Annotated in this window: 12 protein-coding genes; 7 read left to right on the top strand and 5 right to left on the bottom strand. The window is 67.0% G+C overall.

Features of this window, described 5'->3' with window-relative positions; translation table 11 throughout:
• Window positions 1-4: 4 nt before the first annotated feature.
• Window positions 5-943 carry a cysteine synthase A gene (gene cysK, locus ACVXZ4_RS04940; protein ID WP_461797124.1) on the bottom strand — a complete coding sequence of 313 codons (939 nt, stop codon included), beginning with the start codon at window positions 941-943 and terminating at the stop codon, window positions 5-7.
• Window positions 944-1290: 347 nt separating this feature from the next.
• Complete coding sequence (locus ACVXZ4_RS04935) at window positions 1291-2244, bottom strand: hypothetical protein (protein ID WP_461797123.1); 954 nt, start codon at window positions 2242-2244, stop codon at window positions 1291-1293.
• A gap of 230 nt (window positions 2245-2474) precedes the next feature.
• On the opposite strand from ACVXZ4_RS04935, the gene ACVXZ4_RS04930 reads away from it, so the two are divergent.
• Window positions 2475-3644: a thiolase family protein gene (locus ACVXZ4_RS04930; RefSeq protein ID WP_461797122.1), complete on the top strand. Its 1170-nt coding sequence runs from the start codon at window positions 2475-2477 to the stop codon at window positions 3642-3644.
• A gap of 6 nt (window positions 3645-3650) precedes the next feature.
• Here the strand turns inward: ACVXZ4_RS04930 and ACVXZ4_RS04925 are convergent, their stop codons facing one another.
• Entirely contained in the window at window positions 3651-4868 is a 1218-nt protein-coding gene (locus ACVXZ4_RS04925; protein ID WP_461797121.1) for a PucR family transcriptional regulator, read from the bottom strand.
• Window positions 4869-5036: 168 nt separating this feature from the next.
• On the opposite strand from ACVXZ4_RS04925, the gene ACVXZ4_RS04920 reads away from it, so the two are divergent.
• The 3 genes from ACVXZ4_RS04920 to ACVXZ4_RS04910 all read left to right on the top strand — a co-directional run bounded on the left by ACVXZ4_RS04920 (window position 5037) and on the right by ACVXZ4_RS04910 (window position 10099).
• Window positions 5037-6797 (top strand): aldehyde dehydrogenase family protein, encoded by a 1761-nt coding sequence (locus tag ACVXZ4_RS04920; RefSeq protein WP_461797120.1) that lies wholly within the window; start codon window positions 5037-5039, stop codon window positions 6795-6797.
• Window positions 6798-6872: 75 nt separating this feature from the next.
• Window positions 6873-8462: an AMP-binding protein gene (locus tag ACVXZ4_RS04915; protein WP_461797119.1), complete on the top strand. Its 1590-nt coding sequence runs from the start codon at window positions 6873-6875 to the stop codon at window positions 8460-8462.
• Window positions 8459-10099, top strand: coding sequence for a GMC family oxidoreductase (locus ACVXZ4_RS04910; RefSeq protein ID WP_461797118.1), 1641 nt, complete (start codon window positions 8459-8461; stop codon window positions 10097-10099). Before ACVXZ4_RS04915 ends, ACVXZ4_RS04910 begins: the two co-directional genes overlap by 4 nt.
• Window positions 10100-10298: 199 nt before the next feature.
• Here the strand turns inward: ACVXZ4_RS04910 and ACVXZ4_RS04905 are convergent, their stop codons facing one another.
• Window positions 10299-11201 carry a LysR substrate-binding domain-containing protein gene (locus ACVXZ4_RS04905; protein ID WP_461797117.1) on the bottom strand — a complete coding sequence of 301 codons (903 nt, stop codon included), beginning with the start codon at window positions 11199-11201 and terminating at the stop codon, window positions 10299-10301.
• Window positions 11202-11312: 111 nt separating this feature from the next.
• On the opposite strand from ACVXZ4_RS04905, the gene ACVXZ4_RS04900 reads away from it, so the two are divergent.
• The 3 genes from ACVXZ4_RS04900 (at window position 11313) to ACVXZ4_RS04890 (ending at window position 17311) form a co-directional block, all read left to right on the top strand.
• Window positions 11313-14708, top strand: a complete 3396-nt coding sequence (locus tag ACVXZ4_RS04900) for a bifunctional proline dehydrogenase/L-glutamate gamma-semialdehyde dehydrogenase (protein WP_461797116.1) — start codon at window positions 11313-11315, stop codon at window positions 14706-14708.
• 82 nt (window positions 14709-14790) lie between these two features.
• Window positions 14791-15981 (top strand): GAF domain-containing protein, encoded by a 1191-nt coding sequence (locus ACVXZ4_RS04895; protein WP_461797115.1) that lies wholly within the window; start codon window positions 14791-14793, stop codon window positions 15979-15981.
• 220 nt (window positions 15982-16201) lie between these two features.
• On the top strand, window positions 16202-17311 hold the full coding sequence (locus tag ACVXZ4_RS04890) for a GAF domain-containing protein (RefSeq protein ID WP_461797114.1): 1110 nt from the start codon (window positions 16202-16204) through the stop codon (window positions 17309-17311).
• A gap of 141 nt (window positions 17312-17452) precedes the next feature.
• Here the strand turns inward: ACVXZ4_RS04890 and glpK are convergent, their stop codons facing one another.
• Entirely contained in the window at window positions 17453-18964 is a 1512-nt protein-coding gene (glpK, locus tag ACVXZ4_RS04885) for a glycerol kinase GlpK (protein WP_461794793.1), read from the bottom strand.
• Between the last annotated feature and the right edge of the window lie 165 nt (window positions 18965-19129).

The following is a 19129-nucleotide window of genomic DNA, read 5'->3' as shown; positions in this document are numbered from 1 at the left end:
CCGGTCAGTCCGCGAGGTCTTCGTACAGCACGGTCGAGAGGTACCGCTCACCGAAGCTGGCGACGATCACGACGATGGTCTTGCCGGCGTTCTCGGGCCGCGCGGCCACCTCGAGGGCAGCCTGCACCGTCGCCCCGGACGAGATCCCGGCGAGGATGCCCTCCTCCGCGGCGAGACGGCGAGCCATCGCGACCGACTGGGTGATGTTGACGTCGATGATCTCGTCGTAGACCTCGCGGTCGAGGATCTCCGGCACGAAGTTGGCGCCGATGCCCTGGATCTTGTGCGGTCCGGGCGCTCCCCCGTTGAGGATCGGCGACTCGGCCGGTTCGACTCCGATCACGACGAGGTCGGGCTTCTGCTCCTTGAGGAAGCCACCCGTGCCCGTGATGGTGCCCCCGGTGCCGATGCCCGAGACGAAGATGTCGACGGCACCTTCGGTGTCGTTCCAGATTTCAGGACCGGTGGTGGCGCGGTGGATGGCCGGGTTCGCGGCATTGGCGAACTGCTTGGCGTAGACGGCTCCCGGGGTGCTCGCCACGATCTCGGCGGCACGATCGACCGCGGCCTTCATGCCGCCGGCTCCCGGCGTGAGCACGAGCTCGGCGCCGTACGCGCGCAGCAGCATCCGCCGCTCCTTGCTCATGGTCTCGGGCATCGTGAGGACCACCTTGTAGCCGCGCGCCGCCCCGATCATCGCGAGCGCGATGCCGGTGTTGCCACTCGTGCTCTCCACGATCGTGCCGCCGGGCTTGAGGTCGCCAGAGGCCTCGGCCGAATCGACGATGGCGACACCAAGGCGGTCCTTGACGCTGGCGGAGGGGTTGTAGAACTCCAGCTTCGCGAGAACCGTCGCCTCGAGGCCGGCGGCCACCTTGTTCAGCCGCACCAGCGGGGTGTTTCCGAAGATCTCGGTGATGTCGTTGTAGATGCGTTGCGGCATGGGGATGCGCTTCCTGTTCCTGGTCGCCGGGCTGTTGACTGGCCGGCGGCGCGTTTCGGGTACGACGGATTCAACGCCGCTTCGGCGAATTCCTTCCCGATTATCTCGCTTCCGGCCCGAGTTTCCGGTGAAAGTTACGGGATGCGACGATCTCGGAAGTCGGAAGTCGGAAGTCGGGGGTCGGGAGTGCGGAGTCAGGAGTGCGGGTCAGCGGATGCCCGCGGCGCGAAGCGCTCGTTGCCGCAACCGTGCGCCCATTCGTCAGCCACGCGCTCAAACGGATTGCCGCATGCCTGACGAATGGACGCATGGTCCCGCGAGCAGGTCGACTTCCCCCGGCGATGTCGCTAGCGGATGCCCGCCGCGAGGAGGTGGGTCCGCAGCCGATTCGGCGAGTACGCGATCTGCCAATGCCATCGGGTCATGCCATGACCGGTGGCGCGGAGGTCGTCCTCGCGTCGCTTTTCGTCGATGAGAGCCTGCTCGGGAGTGCGCCCACGGAGGAATTCGGGGTCGGTGTACTTCGCGTCGCCGTCGAACTCACCGATCATGTTGAACTCCGGCCACCAGAAGTCGACGATGTATACCCGGCCGCTTGCTCCGGCCAAAGCCACCTGGAGCTGAGGCATCGAGATGCCGATGCACTCCATGTTCGCGCGGCTCACCGATTCGCCGGGGCGGTCAGCCTTGCCGTCGGCAAATTCGAGCGCCCGCCTCGCCTTCGCCCCACCGTGTGTCAGCGGTATTTCGAGGAGTTCGCGAATCAGGTCTTCCCTTGTGACCAGGGAGCGAGGCACCGACTGGAGAGGATGTGCGGTTCGGCGTAGCGCGGCATCCGCGATGGCCACCCCGGTGGCAAAAGGACTGCACGCGGCCATGTCTGCCACCGTTCTTGCGAGCGTGGTGACGAAGAGTCGATCGATCGAGATCGATTCTCGCGGTACTCCAACGGTGTGTCGCTCGAGCATGACGGTCGACCGACCACCTGTGGCTCGCGGCACCGTGACATGCGCCCGAGTCGGCCACCTTCCCACTAGCGGCAGCCGCCAGAGAGCAGCCGCGGAGTGGTGCGAGAACACGGTATCGGGCGGAACGACCAGCGATGCCGCCTTCACGCGGGCCCGATACCTCTGTTCCGGGCTGAGGGCATTCCAGAGCAGAGCTCGAATGTAGATGCCCGGAAAGAGGGCCACCAGTTCGCCTCGCGAGACCGATGCGAAGAATTCGTAGCGTTCCCCGGGGGTCAGCAACTGGCTGCTGAGGTGGATGTGGTCGATCCAGTCGCCCGTAGATGTTGGCATGTGCCGAGCGTGACCCTGAAGGCACGATCAACCCGCTCACCGGCTCGCATCGGTGGACGCGGTGCCGACATCCATGATGGACGAGGAGTGGTCATCCGTGCCGCGTGGGGACCGTGCGCCGGTTTGTCAGCCATGCCGTGAAACAACTTCCAGCACGGCTGACAAACGGCGGCATGGTCGAGCGTCCCAGCGTGCCTAAGCTGGAGGAACCCCAGACAAGGAAGTCCGCAATGAACAACTCCGCAGTGATCGTCGACGTCATCCGCACCCCCTCCGGCCGCGGCAAGCCGGGCGGGTCCCTCAGCGGCGTGCACCCGGTCGACCTGCTCGCCACCACGCTGCGCGCGCTGGTCGAGCGCAACGGTGTCGATCCGGCAACCGTCGACGACGTGATCGGCGGATGCGTCGCGCAGGCCGGCAAGCAGACCTACAACGTGACGCGGAACGCCGTGCTCGGCGCGGGGTTCCCGGACCACGTGCCTGCAGTCACAATCGACCGCCAGTGCGGATCGAGCCAGCAGGCGGCCGTCTTCGCCGCCCAGGGCATCATGACCGGGAACTACGACATCGCGATCGCCTGCGGGGTGGAGTCGATGAGCAGCGCACCGATCGGCTACTCGATCATGGGCGAGGACATCTACGGCGAGCAGGTGGCCGCGCGCTACCCCGACGGCCTGGTCGGCCAGGGCATCTCCGCCGAACTCATCACCAGCAAGTGGGGCTTCTCCCGCGCCCAGCTCGACGACTTCTCGGCCCGGTCGCACCAGCTCGCCGCGCAGGCCACTGCCGAGGGCTTCTTCGCCAACGAGCTCATCGCCGTCGGAAACGTGACTACGGATGAGACGGTGCGGCCGTCGACCACCGCCGAGGGGCTCGCGGGGCTGAAGCCGGCCTTCTACTCCGAGCGGTTCGCCGAGCGCTTTCCCGAGATCGGCTGGAACATCACGCCGGGCAACTCCTCACCGCTGACGGATGCCGCCGCCGCGACCCTGATCATGAGCGAGGCGAAGGCTGCAGAGCTCGGGCTGAAGCCGCGTGCACGATTCCACAGCTTCGCCGTGACCGGCAGCGACCCGCTCTTCATGCTCACCGGCGTCATCCCGGCAACGGCGAAGGTACTCGCCAAGGCGGGTCTGACGATCGATGACATCGACGCCTTCGAGGTGAACGAGGCGTTCGCGCCCGTGCCGCTCGCCTGGCTCGCCGAGACGGGAGCGGATGCCTCCAAGCTCAACCCGCGCGGGGGCGCGATCGCCCTCGGGCACGCGCTCGGGGCATCCGGTGCCCGTCTTCTGGCCACGATGGTGAATCACCTCGAGGCGACCGGCGGACGCTATGGCCTTCAGGTGATGTGCGAGGGCGGCGGAATGGCGAACGCGACCATCATCGAGCGTCTCTAGACAGTGCTACAGCCTGGTCCCGCCGAGCCGCACCGCACGAAGGGCGGCGTAGAGCTCGGATGCCTCGGCCGGCCGTGACACGGAACGTCCGGTCAGCTCGGCGATGCGACCGAGTCGGTAGAGCACCGTGTTGCGGTGGCAGTGCATCCGCTGTCCCGCGCCCGAAGTGGAGCCGTCGGCGTCGAACCACGCCTCGAGGGTGTCGAGGAGCACCGCACCGTCCACGGAGTCGTCGAGAAGCCGGGCGAAGACGCCGTCTCGGAGCTCCGCTCCGTAGCCCGGCTGGGCGACGAGGAGAAGGTCGAGTGGGGCCGATCCGTAGCGATGGATGCCGACGCCGGGCGACGCGATGCACTCGACCGACATGCGGGCCTGGGCCACGGCGTCCGGGGATGCCGACAACCGGGTGAACGGGCGGCTGATGCCGACCCGCGATCGTGCTCCCGCTGACACGATCGAGATGGCGCGGTCGACATCGGCGCGCTGGGACAGCCCGATGAGCCCGACGTATTCGCCTTTCCAGGCGGTCCAGGCCGAGGAGATACCTGCGGCTTGCAGGCGACCCTGCACCTCCGGTACCGGGTCCGTGCCGGTGCTGCTCCGCTCGGCGGCGACCACGAGGTAGCTGGCGTGCTCGGGCAGTTCGAGTGAGCGCAGCAGCCTGCCGATCTCGCCCGGGGTGGCGCTCCCGTCGAGCAGGCTGAGGAGCATGACGCTGCGCGCCTGTTCGTCGCGGCGATCGCGCTCGTCCACGAACGCGCGATAGGACTCCGCCGCGGCACCGGAGAACCGATCGATGATGCCCCAGACATCCGACGACAGGTGCAGAAGCGTCTCGGTGCGCTGGGTGCCGATGGAACGCGCCATCATCTCGTCCCAGAGTTGAAGCCCGGCGAGCCGGTAGGCGTGAAGCAGGCTCGCCATCGGGATGCCGTGTTCGGCCTTGATGCGACCCGCGCGGCGCGCGGCGGCGAGAGAGTCGGTGGTGCCGGCGAGGGTGGCGAGGAGCGCGGAGATGTTCTCGCTCACGATCGAATACAAGAGCTCGCGGGACATCGGATTCTCGGCGTATTCGTTCTCGCCCGCGAGGATCTGGTCGACGACACCCTCGGCGAGCGCGTCGACGGAGTCGACGAGCTCGAGGAAGAAGTCGACGGAATCGGCGTCCGGCGCGGCGGAGCCGGTCGCGCCCACGCCGCGGCTGAGTTCCTGGTCGATCGACATGAGTGGACTGTAGCGCCGCGTTGTGCGGGTGCACAACACTATTCAGGGAACAGACGGCGTACGCCTATCGCGCTCGTCAGTTTCGTGGGCGATACTGAAACTTGTTTGGTGAGGCGAAGTCGTGACGACTATGCCGTTGACCAAGAAGGCAGCGATCAAAGGAGATTGATGACCACCACAGATCCGACCGTGCCCGCCGCGGCCGTACCCACCACGCCCGCCCTCGACCAGGCGATTCGCGCCGATCTGGATGCGGCGATCACCCAGCTCTCCGCCGGCGAGTCCCGCTGGGCGACGATGCCGATCCCGGCCAGGATCGCGCTCCTCGGCAAGGTGCACTCCTCCGTCGCCGCCGTCACCGATCAGTGGGTCGACGCCGCCACCCGCGCGAAGAACCTCGACCCCGACTCCCCCTACGTCGGCGAGGAATGGATCTCGGGCCCGTACATCGTGCTCTCGACTCTCCTCGCCCTCCAGCATTCTCTCGGGGAGATCGCTGCCGGCAAGAGCCCCCTCGCCGATCGGAAGCTTGGCACCGCCCCCGGCGGCCGGGTGAGCGTGCCGGTGCTGCCGGCCAACCCCTACGAAGCGCTGCTGCTTCACGGCTTCAGCGCCGAGGTGTGGATGAAGCCGGGCGAATCGACGGACTCGGTTCGGTCATCCGCCGGCCTCGGCGCCCTCACCCCGACCGAGACGGGCGGCGTCGGCCTCGTGCTGGGCGCCGGAAACATCACCTCCATCCCTCCCCTCGACGTGCTCTACGAGCTCATCGCGCACAACCGGGTCGCGCTGCTCAAGCTCAACCCCGTGATGGACCGGATGCTCGCCCCCTACTCCGCCGCATTCAAACCTCTCATCGACCTCGGCCTGCTGCGCATCGTCACCGGCGCCGGCGATGTGGGGAGCTACCTCGCAAACCATCCCGGGATATCCCACGTGCACATCACCGGCAGCGCGGCCACCCACGACCTGATCGTCTGGGGAAGCGGGCCGGGCGCAATCGACCGCAAGAGGGCGGGCACTCCGCTGCTGCAGAAGCCGATCACCAGTGAACTCGGCGGCGTCGCCCCGATCATCGTGCTCCCGGGTAACTGGTCGAAGGCCGACCTCACCTATCAGGCCGAACACGTTGTGACCCAGCGCCTGCACAACGGAGGCTACAACTGCATCGCGGGCCAGATCGTCGTGCTCAGCTCCGACTGGCCGCAGCGCACGGCGTTTCTCGCCGAGCTGCGCAGCGCCCTCGCCCGCACCCCCGATCGAGCGCCGTGGTACCCGGGAAGCGATGACCGGGTCGGTCAGGCATCCAGCTCCTACCCCGGCGCGGAGCGTTTCGGTTCGAGCGGGGGGCGCCTGCTCGTCGACATCCACGCCGACGACGACCCTTCGACGATCCTGACGACCGAGTACTTCTCGCCGGTGCTCGGCGTGATCGAACTGCCCGGAACCGGCCAGGCCTTCCTCGATACGGCCGTCGACACGGTCAACCGCGATTTCGTCGGCACCCTCGGAGCGAACATCCTCGGCATGCCAAGCACGATCGCACGCCTCGGGGCGGGATTCGAGAATGCCCTCGCCCGACTCGACTACGGCACCATCGCGGTCAATACCTGGACCGCACTCGGATTCCTCACTCCGGGAGCTCCGTGGGGCGCGTTCCCCGGTCACACACTCGACAATGTGCAGAGCGGCATCGGCGTGGTGCACAACTCCTTCCTTCTGGCCAACACCGAGAAGACGATCGCACGCGGTCCGTTCCGGCCGTTCCCCCGGTCGGCGCTGCACGGTGAGTTCGCGCTTTTCCCGAAGCCCCCGTGGTTCGTGACGGCGCGCAGTGCGAAGAAGACTGGAAGGCTCCTGTCGGGCTTCGCGGCATCACCGTCGTGGCTGAAGATGCCCGGCATCTTCATCTCGGCATTCCGCGCCTGACTTCGCGAGCGCGATCCCGCTAGGTTTGCCCCACCAGTAGAAGCAGTACCCACCACACGATCAAAGGAGATTCACGTGGTTTTTCGAGGACCCCTGCCCGATGTCGAGATCCCGAATCTGAGTGTCTACGACTTCCTCTTCGGTAACATCGACCCGGCCGATCTTGACCGCGTCGCGATCGTGGACGGTGCCTCCGGCGCCGAGACCACCTATCGCCAGTTGATCGGCCAGATCGGGCTCGTGGCCGGCGCACTCGCGACCCGCGGCATCGGACTTGGGGATGTCGTGGCACTGCACTCGCCCAACGTGCCCGCGTTCGCGGCGGTGTTCCACGGCATCCTGCGGTCGGGCGCCATCGCCACCACCGTGAACGCCCTCTACAACGGGGAGGAGATGGGAACACAGCTCGTCGATTCGAAGGCACGCTTCCTCTTCACTGTGTCGCCGCTTCTCGCGGCGGCGAAGGACGCGGCATCCCGCGCCGGCCTCGCTGACGACCAGGTGATCGTGCTCGACGGTGCCGAGGGCTTCGCCTCCCTCCGCGATCTCCTGATGGAGGGCAACGCCGCCCCGGAGGTGAGCTTCGATCCGGCCGAGCAGATAGCCGTGCTCCCCTATTCCTCGGGCACCACCGGGCGCCCGAAGGGCGTGATCCTCACCCACCGCAACCTGGTGGCCAACGTCGCCCAGTCGATGCCGCTGCTGGGAGCCGGGGCGGATGCCCGCATCCTGGCGATCCTGCCGTTCTTCCACATCTACGGCATGACGGTGCTGCTCAACCTCGCGTTTCGCAGTCGGGCTCGCCTCGTCACGATGCCGCGATTCGACCTTGCGGAGTTCCTGCGCATCATCCAGGACTTCCGCATCACCTGGGCGTTCATCGCTCCGCCGATCGCGGTCGCGTTGGCGAAGCATCCGCTCGTCGACCAGTACGACCTCACGAGCATTGAGTTCATCGTCTCCGGAGCCGCCCCCTTCGACGACACGCTCGGCCATGCCGTCGCAGATCGCATCGGTTGCCGCGTGCGCCAGGGCTTCGGGATGAGCGAGATGAGCCCGGTTTCGCACACGATCCCGGCGGACCGCGACGACATCCCGCTCGGGTCGGTGGGCATCACCCTTCCCAACATCGAGTGCAAGCTCATCGACACCGCGACCGGCGCCGAGATCGAGGTGCCGGAAGAGGGCACGAGCGCACCCGGCGAGCTGCTGTGCCGGGGGCCGAACATCATGCGGGGCTACCTCGGCAACGACGAGGCGACCCGCGCCACGATCGATGCAGACGGGTTCCTTCACACCGGGGACATCGCCACGGTGACATCGGAGGGGATCGTCTCGATCGTCGACCGCCTGAAGGAGCTCATCAAGTACAAGGGGTACCAGGTGGCCCCGGCCGAGCTCGAGGCGCTGCTGCTCACCCACGCGAGCATCGCGGACGCCGCGGTGGTGGGAGCCCACGACGCCGAGGGCGAAGAAGTGCCGAAGGCGTTCGTCGTCGTGCAGCCCGGAGCCGAGATCACCGCCGAGGAGGTCATGGCCTTCGTCGCCGAACACGTGGCGCCATACAAGAAGATCCGCCAGGTGTCGTTCATCGAGACAATTCCCAAGTCGTCGTCAGGCAAGATCCTGCGCAAGGACCTCCGGGGCCTCGAGGTGCGGGTATGAGCGCTGCCGTCTCGTCGGCACCGGAGACCTTCGATTTCGTGGTGGTCGGGGCCGGGGCATCCGGAGCCGCCGTGGCGGCCAGGCTCACTGAAGACGGCACGCACACGGTGCTGCTGCTTGAGGCCGGGCCCGCCGACACGAAGACCGAGGTGCACATCCCCGCCGCGTTCTCCGGGCTATTCCGTTCCGAGCTGGACTGGAATTACGACACGACCCCTCAGCCGGAGTTGGCCGGCCGCACGATCTACTGGCCGAGGGGCAGGATGCTCGGTGGATCGTCCTCGATCAACGCGATGATGTGGGTGCGCGGGTTCGCCGCCGACTACGACGGGTGGGCGGCGAAAGCAGGAGCGGCGTGGTCGTACTCGGCACTGTTGCCGTACTTCCGAAGCGTTGAACGGGTCGAGGGCAACACGGATCCGGACCAGGGTTCCGGAGGCGCCATCAGCATCGAGCACCAGCGCAGCCCCCGATCCCATACCGCGACCTTCCTGAAAGCCGTCGTGCAAGCGGGATACCGGGTCGTAGCGCCGAACACCGCCCGACCCGACGGCTTCAGCCAGACCATGGTGAGCCAGAGGAAGGGCAAGCGATTCTCGAGTGCCGACGGCTACCTCGTGCCCGCGAAGGCGCGCGGCACCCTCACTGTGCGCACTGGGGCCCAGGCCACGCGGGTGCTGTTCGACGGCACTCGCGCTGTCGGCGTGGAGTACATACACGACGGCACTCCGACACGGGTGACTGCGCGCCAGGAGGTCGTGCTCTCGGGCGGGGCGGTGAACACGCCCCAGCTGCTCATGCTCTCGGGCATCGGGCCGAAGGCCCAACTCGAGAAGCATGGTATCCCGGTGCTCGTCGACGCACCGGAGGTTGGCGAGAACCTGCGCGATCACCTGCTCTCCGGCCTCATCGTCGAGACTGCGGGCGACACCCTCTTCTCGGCGAAGAAGCTGCCGGAGCTCGCGAGCTTCCTCACCCGGGGCCGGGGCATGCTCACCTCGAACGTGGCAGAGGCGTACGGTTTCGTGCGCTCGGATCCGACCCTCGACCTCCCCGACATCGAGATAATCTTCGCCCCGGTGGCCTTCATCGGGGAGGGCCTCATCCCGGCGCCGGCCCATGCGATCACGGTCGGGGCGATCCTGCTCACGCCCGAGAGCACGGGCACGGTCACCCTCGCCTCGGCGGACCCGCTCGCGAAGGCGGTCATCGATCCGCGGTACCTGAGCGATGCCGCGGGCTCGGACCGCGCGCGGCTGATGGCCGGCCTCGGAATCTGCGAGGACATCCTCTCAGCGCCGGCCCTGCAGACCACGACCGGCCCGCACTTCCTCGCTCCGGAAGGCGCTGACGCGCTCGGGCGGGTCGAGCGCGATGCGCTGGCGCTCGAAACGGCAGCGCACACCCTCTATCACCCGGTGGGGACCGCCCGCATGGGCACCGATGCCGCATCCGTGGTCGACGAGGAACTGCGGGTGCGCTGCGTGCAGGGGCTCCGCGTCGCCGACGCGTCTGTGATGCCGGACATCATCCGCGGACACACCCAGGCACCGTCGATGGTCATCGGCGAAAAGGCTGCCGACCTGTTGCTGCTGTCAGCGAAGTCGGGTTCGCTGGCCGTGGCATCCGTCGGCTGACATAGCGGCGCCGACTCCGATCGGTCGGTCCGCTCGCCGGGCCCGGGGCATCCGCTCCGGGCCCGGTTTCATGTCGCGGCCCCTCCCCCAAGGTCCCCCAAAAACGCAGGAGATTCGCCACGAAAGGGCCCCTCCGGCGGCGGCGCACGGCGTTTGGTGGCGGATCTCCTGCGTTTTCGGTACAGAAGGGTGCCGCGGGTCAGCCGGTGACGAGACGCACCGCGCGGTCGAGCACCTCGCGAACGGCCACGATCGCCGGGCGGGTGCTGCTGGCTTCGCGCACCGATGTGAAGATCGTGCGCTGCGGATGCTCCGGCAGCAGCACCAGCCGCGCCGTGGTGCCCCGCCCGGTCCAGACCAGGTCGGGCAGCAACGCGACGGCGTTGCCCGACTCGACCAGGCGCATATGGGACTGCAGGTCCGCCGTCTCGAACCGCACGTCGGGTTCGAATCCGGCGCGGCGACACGCCTGCTCGGCCCAGTGCCGGGATGCGGTGCCGCGCGGTTCCATCACCCACGCGGCATCCGCCGCCTCCTCGATCGAGGCCGGGTGCGATCGACCGCGACCGGCGGGCGGCGTCGCGAGACGGATCGCATCAGTCGTCAGGGTGCGCCGATCGAGCTCCGGATGCCTAGGGGCCGCGTGCCCCGGGTAGGCTTCCGCGATCACCAGGTCGAAGTCACGCGCCCAGGTCTCCCGCAGGGCGGACTCCGGCTCGCGCTGCACCATCTCCACCCGCACCTCGGGGTACTCGGTCTCCATGACGGAGAGCGCCTCGGGCATGAGCGCGAGCGCAGCGGACTGGAACACCGCGACGCGCACCGTTCCGGTGACGGCGGTGAGGGACGAGGCGAGTTCGGCCTCGGCGCGTTCGAGCGTGCGCAGCACCTCCGCGGTGTGGGTGACGAGGATCTCGGCCTGGGGGGTGAGCACGACCCGCCGCCCCGAGGTTCGCAGAAGCTCGACACCCACCTCCTTCTCGAGCTGGCTCAGCTGCTGGGACACCGCGGAGGGACTGAAGCTCAACGCTTCGGCCACGCCGGCGAGGGTGCCGCGGATCTGGAGTTCGCGCAGGAGGCGAAGCCGTCGAACATCGAGCATCCCGGCATCCAATCAGTCAGTTCTGCTTAAGAATACCCGTCAGAAACGGTCGCTTTACCTAACTGGATACGCGAATCGATACTGGATACAGATCGCCGCGAAAGGACCCCCGTGACCGACACCGCCACCACCACGTCTCTCGATGACGCCCTCTCCCCCGAGCTGGCCGAGCGCACCGTTGCCCTCGTGCGCCGCTGGCTCGAGGAGGCCTCCCGGGTGCCGGTGAATGCCTCCGCCCAGCGTCTCGCCGGGGTGCTGAAGGATCCGAAGGGGCTCGACTTCACCGTCGGCTTCGTCGATGGCGTGATTCGTCCGGAGGACCTGCCGGTCGCGGCCCGCAACCTCGCCGCTCTCGCCCCGCACGTGCCCGCCTTCCTCCCCGCCCACCTGCGGGCAGCGGTGCGCCTCGGCGGCCTGTTCGCGCCCGTGCTGCCGGGCATCGTCGTGCCGATCGCCCGGCGGGTGTTGCGCGGCATGGTCGGACACCTCATCGTGGATGCCACACCTGCCAGGCTCGGCGCCGCGATCGGGGCACTCCGGGCCGATGGGGCGAAGCTCAACGTGAACCTCCTCGGCGAAGCGGTGCTCGGTGAGCGCGAAGCCGCCCGCCGCCTCGCTGGGACGCACGCCCTGCTGGCCCGAGACGACGTCGACTATGTCTCGATCAAGGTCTCCTCATCCGTCGCCCCCCACTCGCCCTGGGCCTTCGAAGCGGATGTCGACCACGTCGTCACGAGCCTCGCCCCGCTGTTCGAAAGGGCGGCTTCCTCGACGCCGGCAAAGTTCATCAACCTCGACATGGAGGAGTACAAGGACCTCGACCTCACCGTCGCCGTCTTCACTCGCATCCTCGACCAGCCGCGTTTCGCCTCACTCGAGGCCGGAATCGTGCTCCAGGCCTACTTGCCTGATGCCCTCTCCGCGATGGTCACGCTTGGAGACTGGGCGGTCCGTCGCCAGGCCGCCGGCGGCTCCTCGATCAAGGTGCGCCTCGTGAAGGGGGCCAACCTTCCGATGGAGCAGGTCGAGTCGTCCCTTCGCAGCTGGCCGCTCGCCACCTGGTCGACCAAGCAAGACACCGACACCAACTACAAGCGCATCCTCGACTACGCTCTTCGACCCGAGCGGATCGACGCCGTCCGCCTCGGCGTCGCCGGTCACAACCTCTTCGACGTCGCCTACGCCTGGCTCCTCGCCGGCAAGCGCGGCGTGCAGCACGGCATCGAGTTCGAGATGCTGCTCGGCATGGCCACCGGCCAGGCCGAAGCGGTGAAGAAAGATGTCGGAGGGCTGCTGCTCTACACGCCGGTGGTGCACCCGAAGGAATTCGACGTCGCGATCGCCTACCTGATCCGTCGGCTCGAGGAGGGGGCCAGCCAGGATAACTTCATGTCGGCCGTGTTCGAACTCTCCAGCAACGAGGCGCTGTTCGAGCGGGAGAAGCAGCGCTTCCTCGCTTCGCTCGCCCAGCTCGACCGGGGTGTCCCGTCGCCGCGACGAACGCAGGATCGCGCGGTCGCAGAGCCCGCGACGACGGACAGTTTCGTGAATCAAGCCGACACCGATCCCTCACTTCCGGCCAACCGGGCGTGGAGCGCCGCCATCCTCGAGCGTGTCGCCACGTCGACCCTCGGCAGCGCGAGAGTCGCATCCTCCGTCATCACCGATGCGGATGAGCTCGCCCGCGTGATCACGCAGACCTCGGCCGCGGGAGCGGCCTGGGGCACACGCCCGGCGGCCGAACGCGCCGCCATCCTCCATCGCGCCGGAGATGCGCTGAGCGCCCGACGGGCGCAACTGCTCGAGGTGATGGCGAGCGAGGCCGGGAAGACCATCGACCAGGGCGATCCCGAGGTGAGTGAGGCGATCGATTTCGCCCACTACTACGCCGAGCTCGCCCGAACGCTCGAGACCGTCGACGGTGCCACCTTCGTGCCCTCGAAGCTCACCGTCGTGACGCCGCCCTGGAACTTCCCCGTGGCGATCCCCGCGGGGTCGACGCTCGCCGCCCTCGCGTCCGGCAGCGCGGTCATCCTGAAGCCCGCCGCCCTGTCCGCCCGCTGCGGCGCGGTGTTGGCGGAGGCGCTCTGGGAGGGTGGGGTGCCCCGTGAGGTGCTGCAGCTCGTACAACTGAGCGAGCGCGATCTCGGCACCCAGCTGATCTCGCACCCCGCGGTGGACCGCGTGATCCTCACCGGCGGGTATGAGACGGCCGAGCTGTTCCGGAGCTTCCGGCCCGACCTGCCCCTCCTCGCCGAGACGAGCGGCAAGAACGCGATCATCGTCACCCCGAGCGCCGATCTGGACCTGGCCGTCAAAGACGTCGTCGCCTCCGCCTTCGGCCACGCCGGCCAGAAATGCTCGGCCGCTTCCCTGGTGATCCTGGTCGGATCGGTCGCCGACTCCGCACGCTTCACCAACCAGCTTCGTGATGCGGTGGCTTCGCTCAAAGTCGGCTATCCGACCGATGCGTCCACCCAGATGGGACCGCTCATCGAGCCGGCCCGCGGCAAGCTCCTCGACGCCCTCACCACTCTCGGCGAGGGTGAATCGTGGATGCTCAGCCCGCGCAAGCTCGATCGCGACGGACAGCTCTGGTCGCCGGGCGTGCGCACCGGAGTGCGTCGCGGATCCGCCTTCCACCAGACCGAGTACTTCGGACCGGTCCTCGGGGTGATGACCGCCCCGACGCTCGAGGAGGCCATCGTGCTGCAGAACGAGACCGACTTCGGGCTCACCGCCGGCATCCACTCCCTCGACCCGGCGGAGCTGGCCCTCTGGCTCGACACCGTACAGGCCGGCAACCTCTACGTGAATCGCGGCATCACCGGGGCGATCGTGCAGCGCCAGCCGTTCGGCGGCTGGAAGAAGTCCTCGGTGGGCGCGGGCACCAAGGCCGGCGGCCCGAACTATCTCGTGGGACTCGGTTCCTGGGTACCGGCTCACCACTCCGCTCCCGGGGAGGCGATCACCCATCCGGCAGTGAGGGCGCTCCTCGAGACGGATGATTCTCTGTCCGGCGCCTTCGGCAGCGATGCCGCCGCGTGGAACGCCGGCTTCGGTCGGGCCGTGGATGTGTCTGGGCTGACCGCGGAGCGCAACGTGTTCCGCTACCTCCCGGTGCCGGTGACGATCCGTCTCTGCGAGGGCGCGCCGGTCGCCGATCTGCTGCGCGTCGTCGGCGCGGGCCTCCTCGCCGAATCGACTCTGACCGTGTCCAGCGCCGTGCCGATCGGTGCGCTCGCCGACCTGGGTGTCGTCGTCGAGGATGACGCGACCTGGCTCGCGCGAGTCCCGTCGTCGGCGGCCACCCGCATCCGCCTGATCGGCGGCGACCCGGCGGCGTTGGCCCGGGCGATCGGAGGGCGGCCGGATGTCGCGATCTACAGCGGAGCGGTGACCGCAGCTGGCCGGATCGAACTCCTCCCGTTCCTGCGCGAACAGGCGGTGAGCATCACGGCCCACCGTTTCGGCACCCCGAATCGCCTGACTGACCGGCTGTTCTGACGTACCCCCCTTTCGGGGCGTAGGGTGGGTTGCACGGGTGGGAACTGGGGCCCGAGGACATCTGTCCGGACCGGGGGCCGAAATGTTTCGGTACGTCGGCTCTGCCCTCCTGAAGCCATTCATCCAGCTGTGGCTGGAGATGTCCACGAACTCCTGGCTTCGATTCCCCAACCCGGTCGGAGCACCGACCGTTCATGGGCCAGGAAACAGCCCCGCGCGCATCCTGCTTTCGGGAAGTGGGATCGCCGCCGGACATGGCGTGTTGACCCATGACCTCGCCCTGGCCGGACAACTCGCCCGCCGCCTCGCGGCGCTGACCAATCGCGGTGTCGACATCGACATCGTCGCTCGCGCGGGTATGACGGCGAAGGAATGCACGACAAGCCTCGCCTCGCTCGAACTCAGCCGATTCGATGCGATCGTGCTCGCGGTCGGGGTGATTGAGGCGCTGGGATTGCGTCCCTCACGGTCCTGGCGAGAGGATATGTCCGACCTGATCGGGTCCGTCCGGCGGGACTCACCCGCCGAGACGCAGATCTTCGTGGTCGCTCTGCCCATGTTCAGCCCGCTGTCGAAATTCCCGCGCGTATTCGAGCATCTCGTGACCCATAAGGCGAGAGCATTCAATGCGATCACCGTCCAGATCTGTGCGGATCTGCCCCACACCACCGTCGTCGAAGTGGACCACGCAGACGCCCACCGGGCCATGGACGGCACCACCCACGAGCGCTGGGCATCGCAGATCGCGCCGCCGATCAGCGAGAAGCTGCGCCACACGGCGTCCCTCCGCCGGGAGATCACGGACGAGGGACGCCGACAGGACTCCCTCGACGAGCTCGACTTCCTCGACTCCGCCCCCAGCGAATCCTTCGACCTGATCGCTTCGATCGCTCGTGACCTCTTCGACGTACCGATGGCCGCGATCACCTTCATCGACGAGGACCGGCAGTGGATGAAGTCGGCCATCGGATTCCGCGCCGAGACCCTCCCCCGAGCAGACGCTTTCTGCAACGTCACCATCGAGGAGGCACGACAGTTCGTGCTCGAAGACGCGCGGAAGGATGCCCGTTTCGTCGACAGTCCCCTCGTGGTCGGTGCCGGCGGAGTGCGGTTCTATGCGGGCTATCCGATCGAGAGCCCGGAAGGCTACCGGCTCGGGGCGCTGTGTGTCATGGATGTCGAGCCGCGCCGGTTCACCCCGGCCGACGCCTCACTGCTGCGAAGTCTGGCGCTGCGCGTTCAGGACCTGCTGTGGGAGGGCGCTCGCCGCTGAGTGGCGTCACAGCCGCGCGGGCACCGCGGGTATTGCGAGAGCCGGCCTGACTGTAGCCACCCGAAAAGCGAGAGTAAGGTGCAAATCACAGGCGCGCCGGGGAGTGGCGGTAGCCGACCTAGTTGGAGTCCGAGTGGTGGCAAACATTGTTCGAGTAATCGCGCGCCCGATTGTTCGCGGGTGGCTCGGTCATTCCCAACATTCGTGGCGACGATTGCCGATGCCCGCCGATTCGCCGCAGGTGCATGCGCCCGGAGCAAATCCCGATCGAATCCTGCTGGCTGGTGACGGTGCATCCGCGGGCCGAGGGGTACTCACGCACGAACTCGGACTCGCCGGATTTCTTGCCCGACAGGTATCGGCCATCACCCGGCGGGCCACGGACGTCGACATCGTCGTCAGCGGGGACATGACCGCGGAGATGTGCTCCGATGCCCTCCACCGACTGCGCCTCGCACAGTTCGACTGCGTGGTTCTCTCCGTGGGGGCAAACGAGGCTCTCGACCTATATTCGGCCGAGACATGGCGGACCAGCATCGAGGGATTGATATCCGGAATCGAAGCGGACGCTCCTGCCAGTGTAGAAATCTTCGTGCTTTCCATCCCGCGGATGGGCTCGAGCCTCACCTTCCCCTGGCCCCTGGCCCGAATTGTGGACACACACGCCGAACGTCTCAATCGAATCACCCGAGAAATATGCGAAGATCACGCTCACATCACTTTTGTGGGATTTGACCCGACAGACGCCCACATCTATCGCGGCTCGCACACGTACGAACGGTGGGCTGGGATGTTGGCGCCGTGGATCAGCCAGGTCCTCGCGCCCCCGGGAGCCCTCAACAACCGCAATGAGCCGACCGACGAGGAAGGTCGCCAACGGGCTCTCGTCGAGCTCGGGATCCTCGACTCCGAGGCAGACCTGTCTTTCGATCAGATAGCTGAAACGGCGCAAGACCTGTTCGGCGTGTCGATGGCAGCGATTACGTTCATCGACGGCGATAGGCAGTGGATGAAATCCGCAATCGGTCTGCCTGCTGAGGACGCGGCCCGCACTGATGCCTACTGTGATATCACCATTCGACGAGCGGAGCATTTCGTGATCGAGGACGCGACACTCGATCCACGTTTTGCGACCAACCCCTTCACGAGCGGTCCCCTAGGCGTGAGGTTCTACGCCGGCTATCCGATCGAGAGCCCTGATGGGTACCGCATCGGCGCGCTCTGCATCATGGACAACCATCCACGCGGTTTCACCGAGAAGGACGCATCCCTCCTTCGCACCCTCGCGCTCCAGGTACAGCGCCTCTTGGAGAGTAAGCCTCCTCGCTGACCACGGCGAAGGATCGTCGCCCGCGGTGGTCGTGTACCGCGGCGTGGGTGCTGTTCGATCTCTCCTGGTTCGAGCCCGCCCCTACCCACCCTAGGGGCGGGGTGACGGGCCCGATCCGGTCGTTCGAAGGCTATCGAGCGGTTATTTGACGTCGTCGTCGACCCAGTCGAAGGTTTTCGTGACGGCTTTTTTCCAGAGACGCATTTGGCGGTCGCGTTCTCCGGCGTCGAGGTTGGGGGTCCACCGTTTGTCTTCCTGCCAGTTCGCGCGCAGTTCGTCGAGGTTGGCCCAGAACCCGACCGCGAGTCCCGCCGCGTACGCGGCACCGAGGGCGGTGGTTTCCGCAACGACCGGGCGGACCACGGGGACGTTGAGGATGTCGGCCTGGAACTGCATCAACGCGTCGTTGGCGACCATTCCGCCGTCGACTTTCAACTCGGTCAGATCGACGCCGGAGTCGGCGTTGACCGCGTCCAACACTTCGCGGGTTTGGAACGCTGTGGCCTCCAACGCAGCCCGGGCGATGTGACCCTTGTTGACATAGCGGGTCAGGCCGACGATCGCCCCGCGGGCGTCGGAACGCCAGTACGGGGCGAACAGGCCGGAGAACGCCGGGACGATATACACCCCACCGTTGTCGTCGACGGTTTTGGCCAGGGTCTCGATCTCCGGTGCGGAGCTGATCAGCCCCAGGTTGTCCCGCAGCCACTGGATCAGCGACCCGGTGACCGCGATCGATCCCTCCAACGCGTAATGCGGTTTGTTGTCACCCAACTTGTAGCCGAGGGTGGTGAGCAGTCCGTTCTTGGAGTGGACGATCTCTTCCCCGGTGTTGAAGATGAGGAAGTTGCCGGTGCCGTAGGTGTTCTTCGACTCCCCGGTATCAAACGCGGCCTGCCCGAACGTGGCGGCCTGCTGGTCGCCCAGGATCCCCGCGACCGGCACCTCGCGCAGCAGCGACGATTCGGAGACCATCCCGTACACCTCCGAGGAGGACCGGATCTCCGGCAGCATCGACACCGGCACTCCGAAGTCGGCCAGGATGCCCTCATCCCAGGCCAGGGTCTCCAAATCCATGAACAGGGTGCGGGACGCGTTGGTGACATCGGTGGCGTGCACGCCACCCTCGATACCGCCGGTCAAATTCCACAACACCCACGAGTCCGTGGTGCCGAACAGCAGCTCGCCGGCGTCGGCCTTCTCCCGTGCGCCCTCGACGTTCTCCAAAATCCACACGATCTTCGTGCCGGAGAAATAGGTCGCCAACGGCAGACCCACCTTGGCCTTATACCGTTCGACATCCCCGTTCGCCAACCGGTCGACGATCGGCTGGGTGCGGGTGTCCTGCCACACGATCGCGTTATATACCGGAAGCCCGGTGGTCTTGTCCCACACCACCGCGGTCTCCCGCTGGTTCGTGATCCCCACCGCCTTGATGTTGTGCCGGGTGATGTTCGCCTTCGACAGAGCCTGCCCGATCACCTCACGGGTGTTATTCCAAATCTCGATCGGATCATGCTCCACCCACCCCGCCTTCGGGAAAATCTGCTCATGCTCCAACTGGCCGGACGAAACGATCGACCCCGAATGGTCGAAAATAATCGCACGAGTACTGGTGGTGCCTTGATCGATCGACAGGATGTAGTCGGTCATGGGAAATAACTCCTTTGTTATCGAACGGGTGTCATCGATGAGCAACCACGAGGGCTGTCGGGGGCGGTGCGCTCAGCTGTCGAGGCGGTTTCCACTTCCCAATTTAGGACACGACGGTCTTTCGCCACAGAGCACTGCACGAATGTGCACGACCCGGCCGGGGGC

The sequence above is a fragment of the Lacisediminihabitans sp. FW035 genome, assembly GCF_054880895.1.
This window is presented reverse-complemented; position numbering and strand designations above follow the sequence as displayed.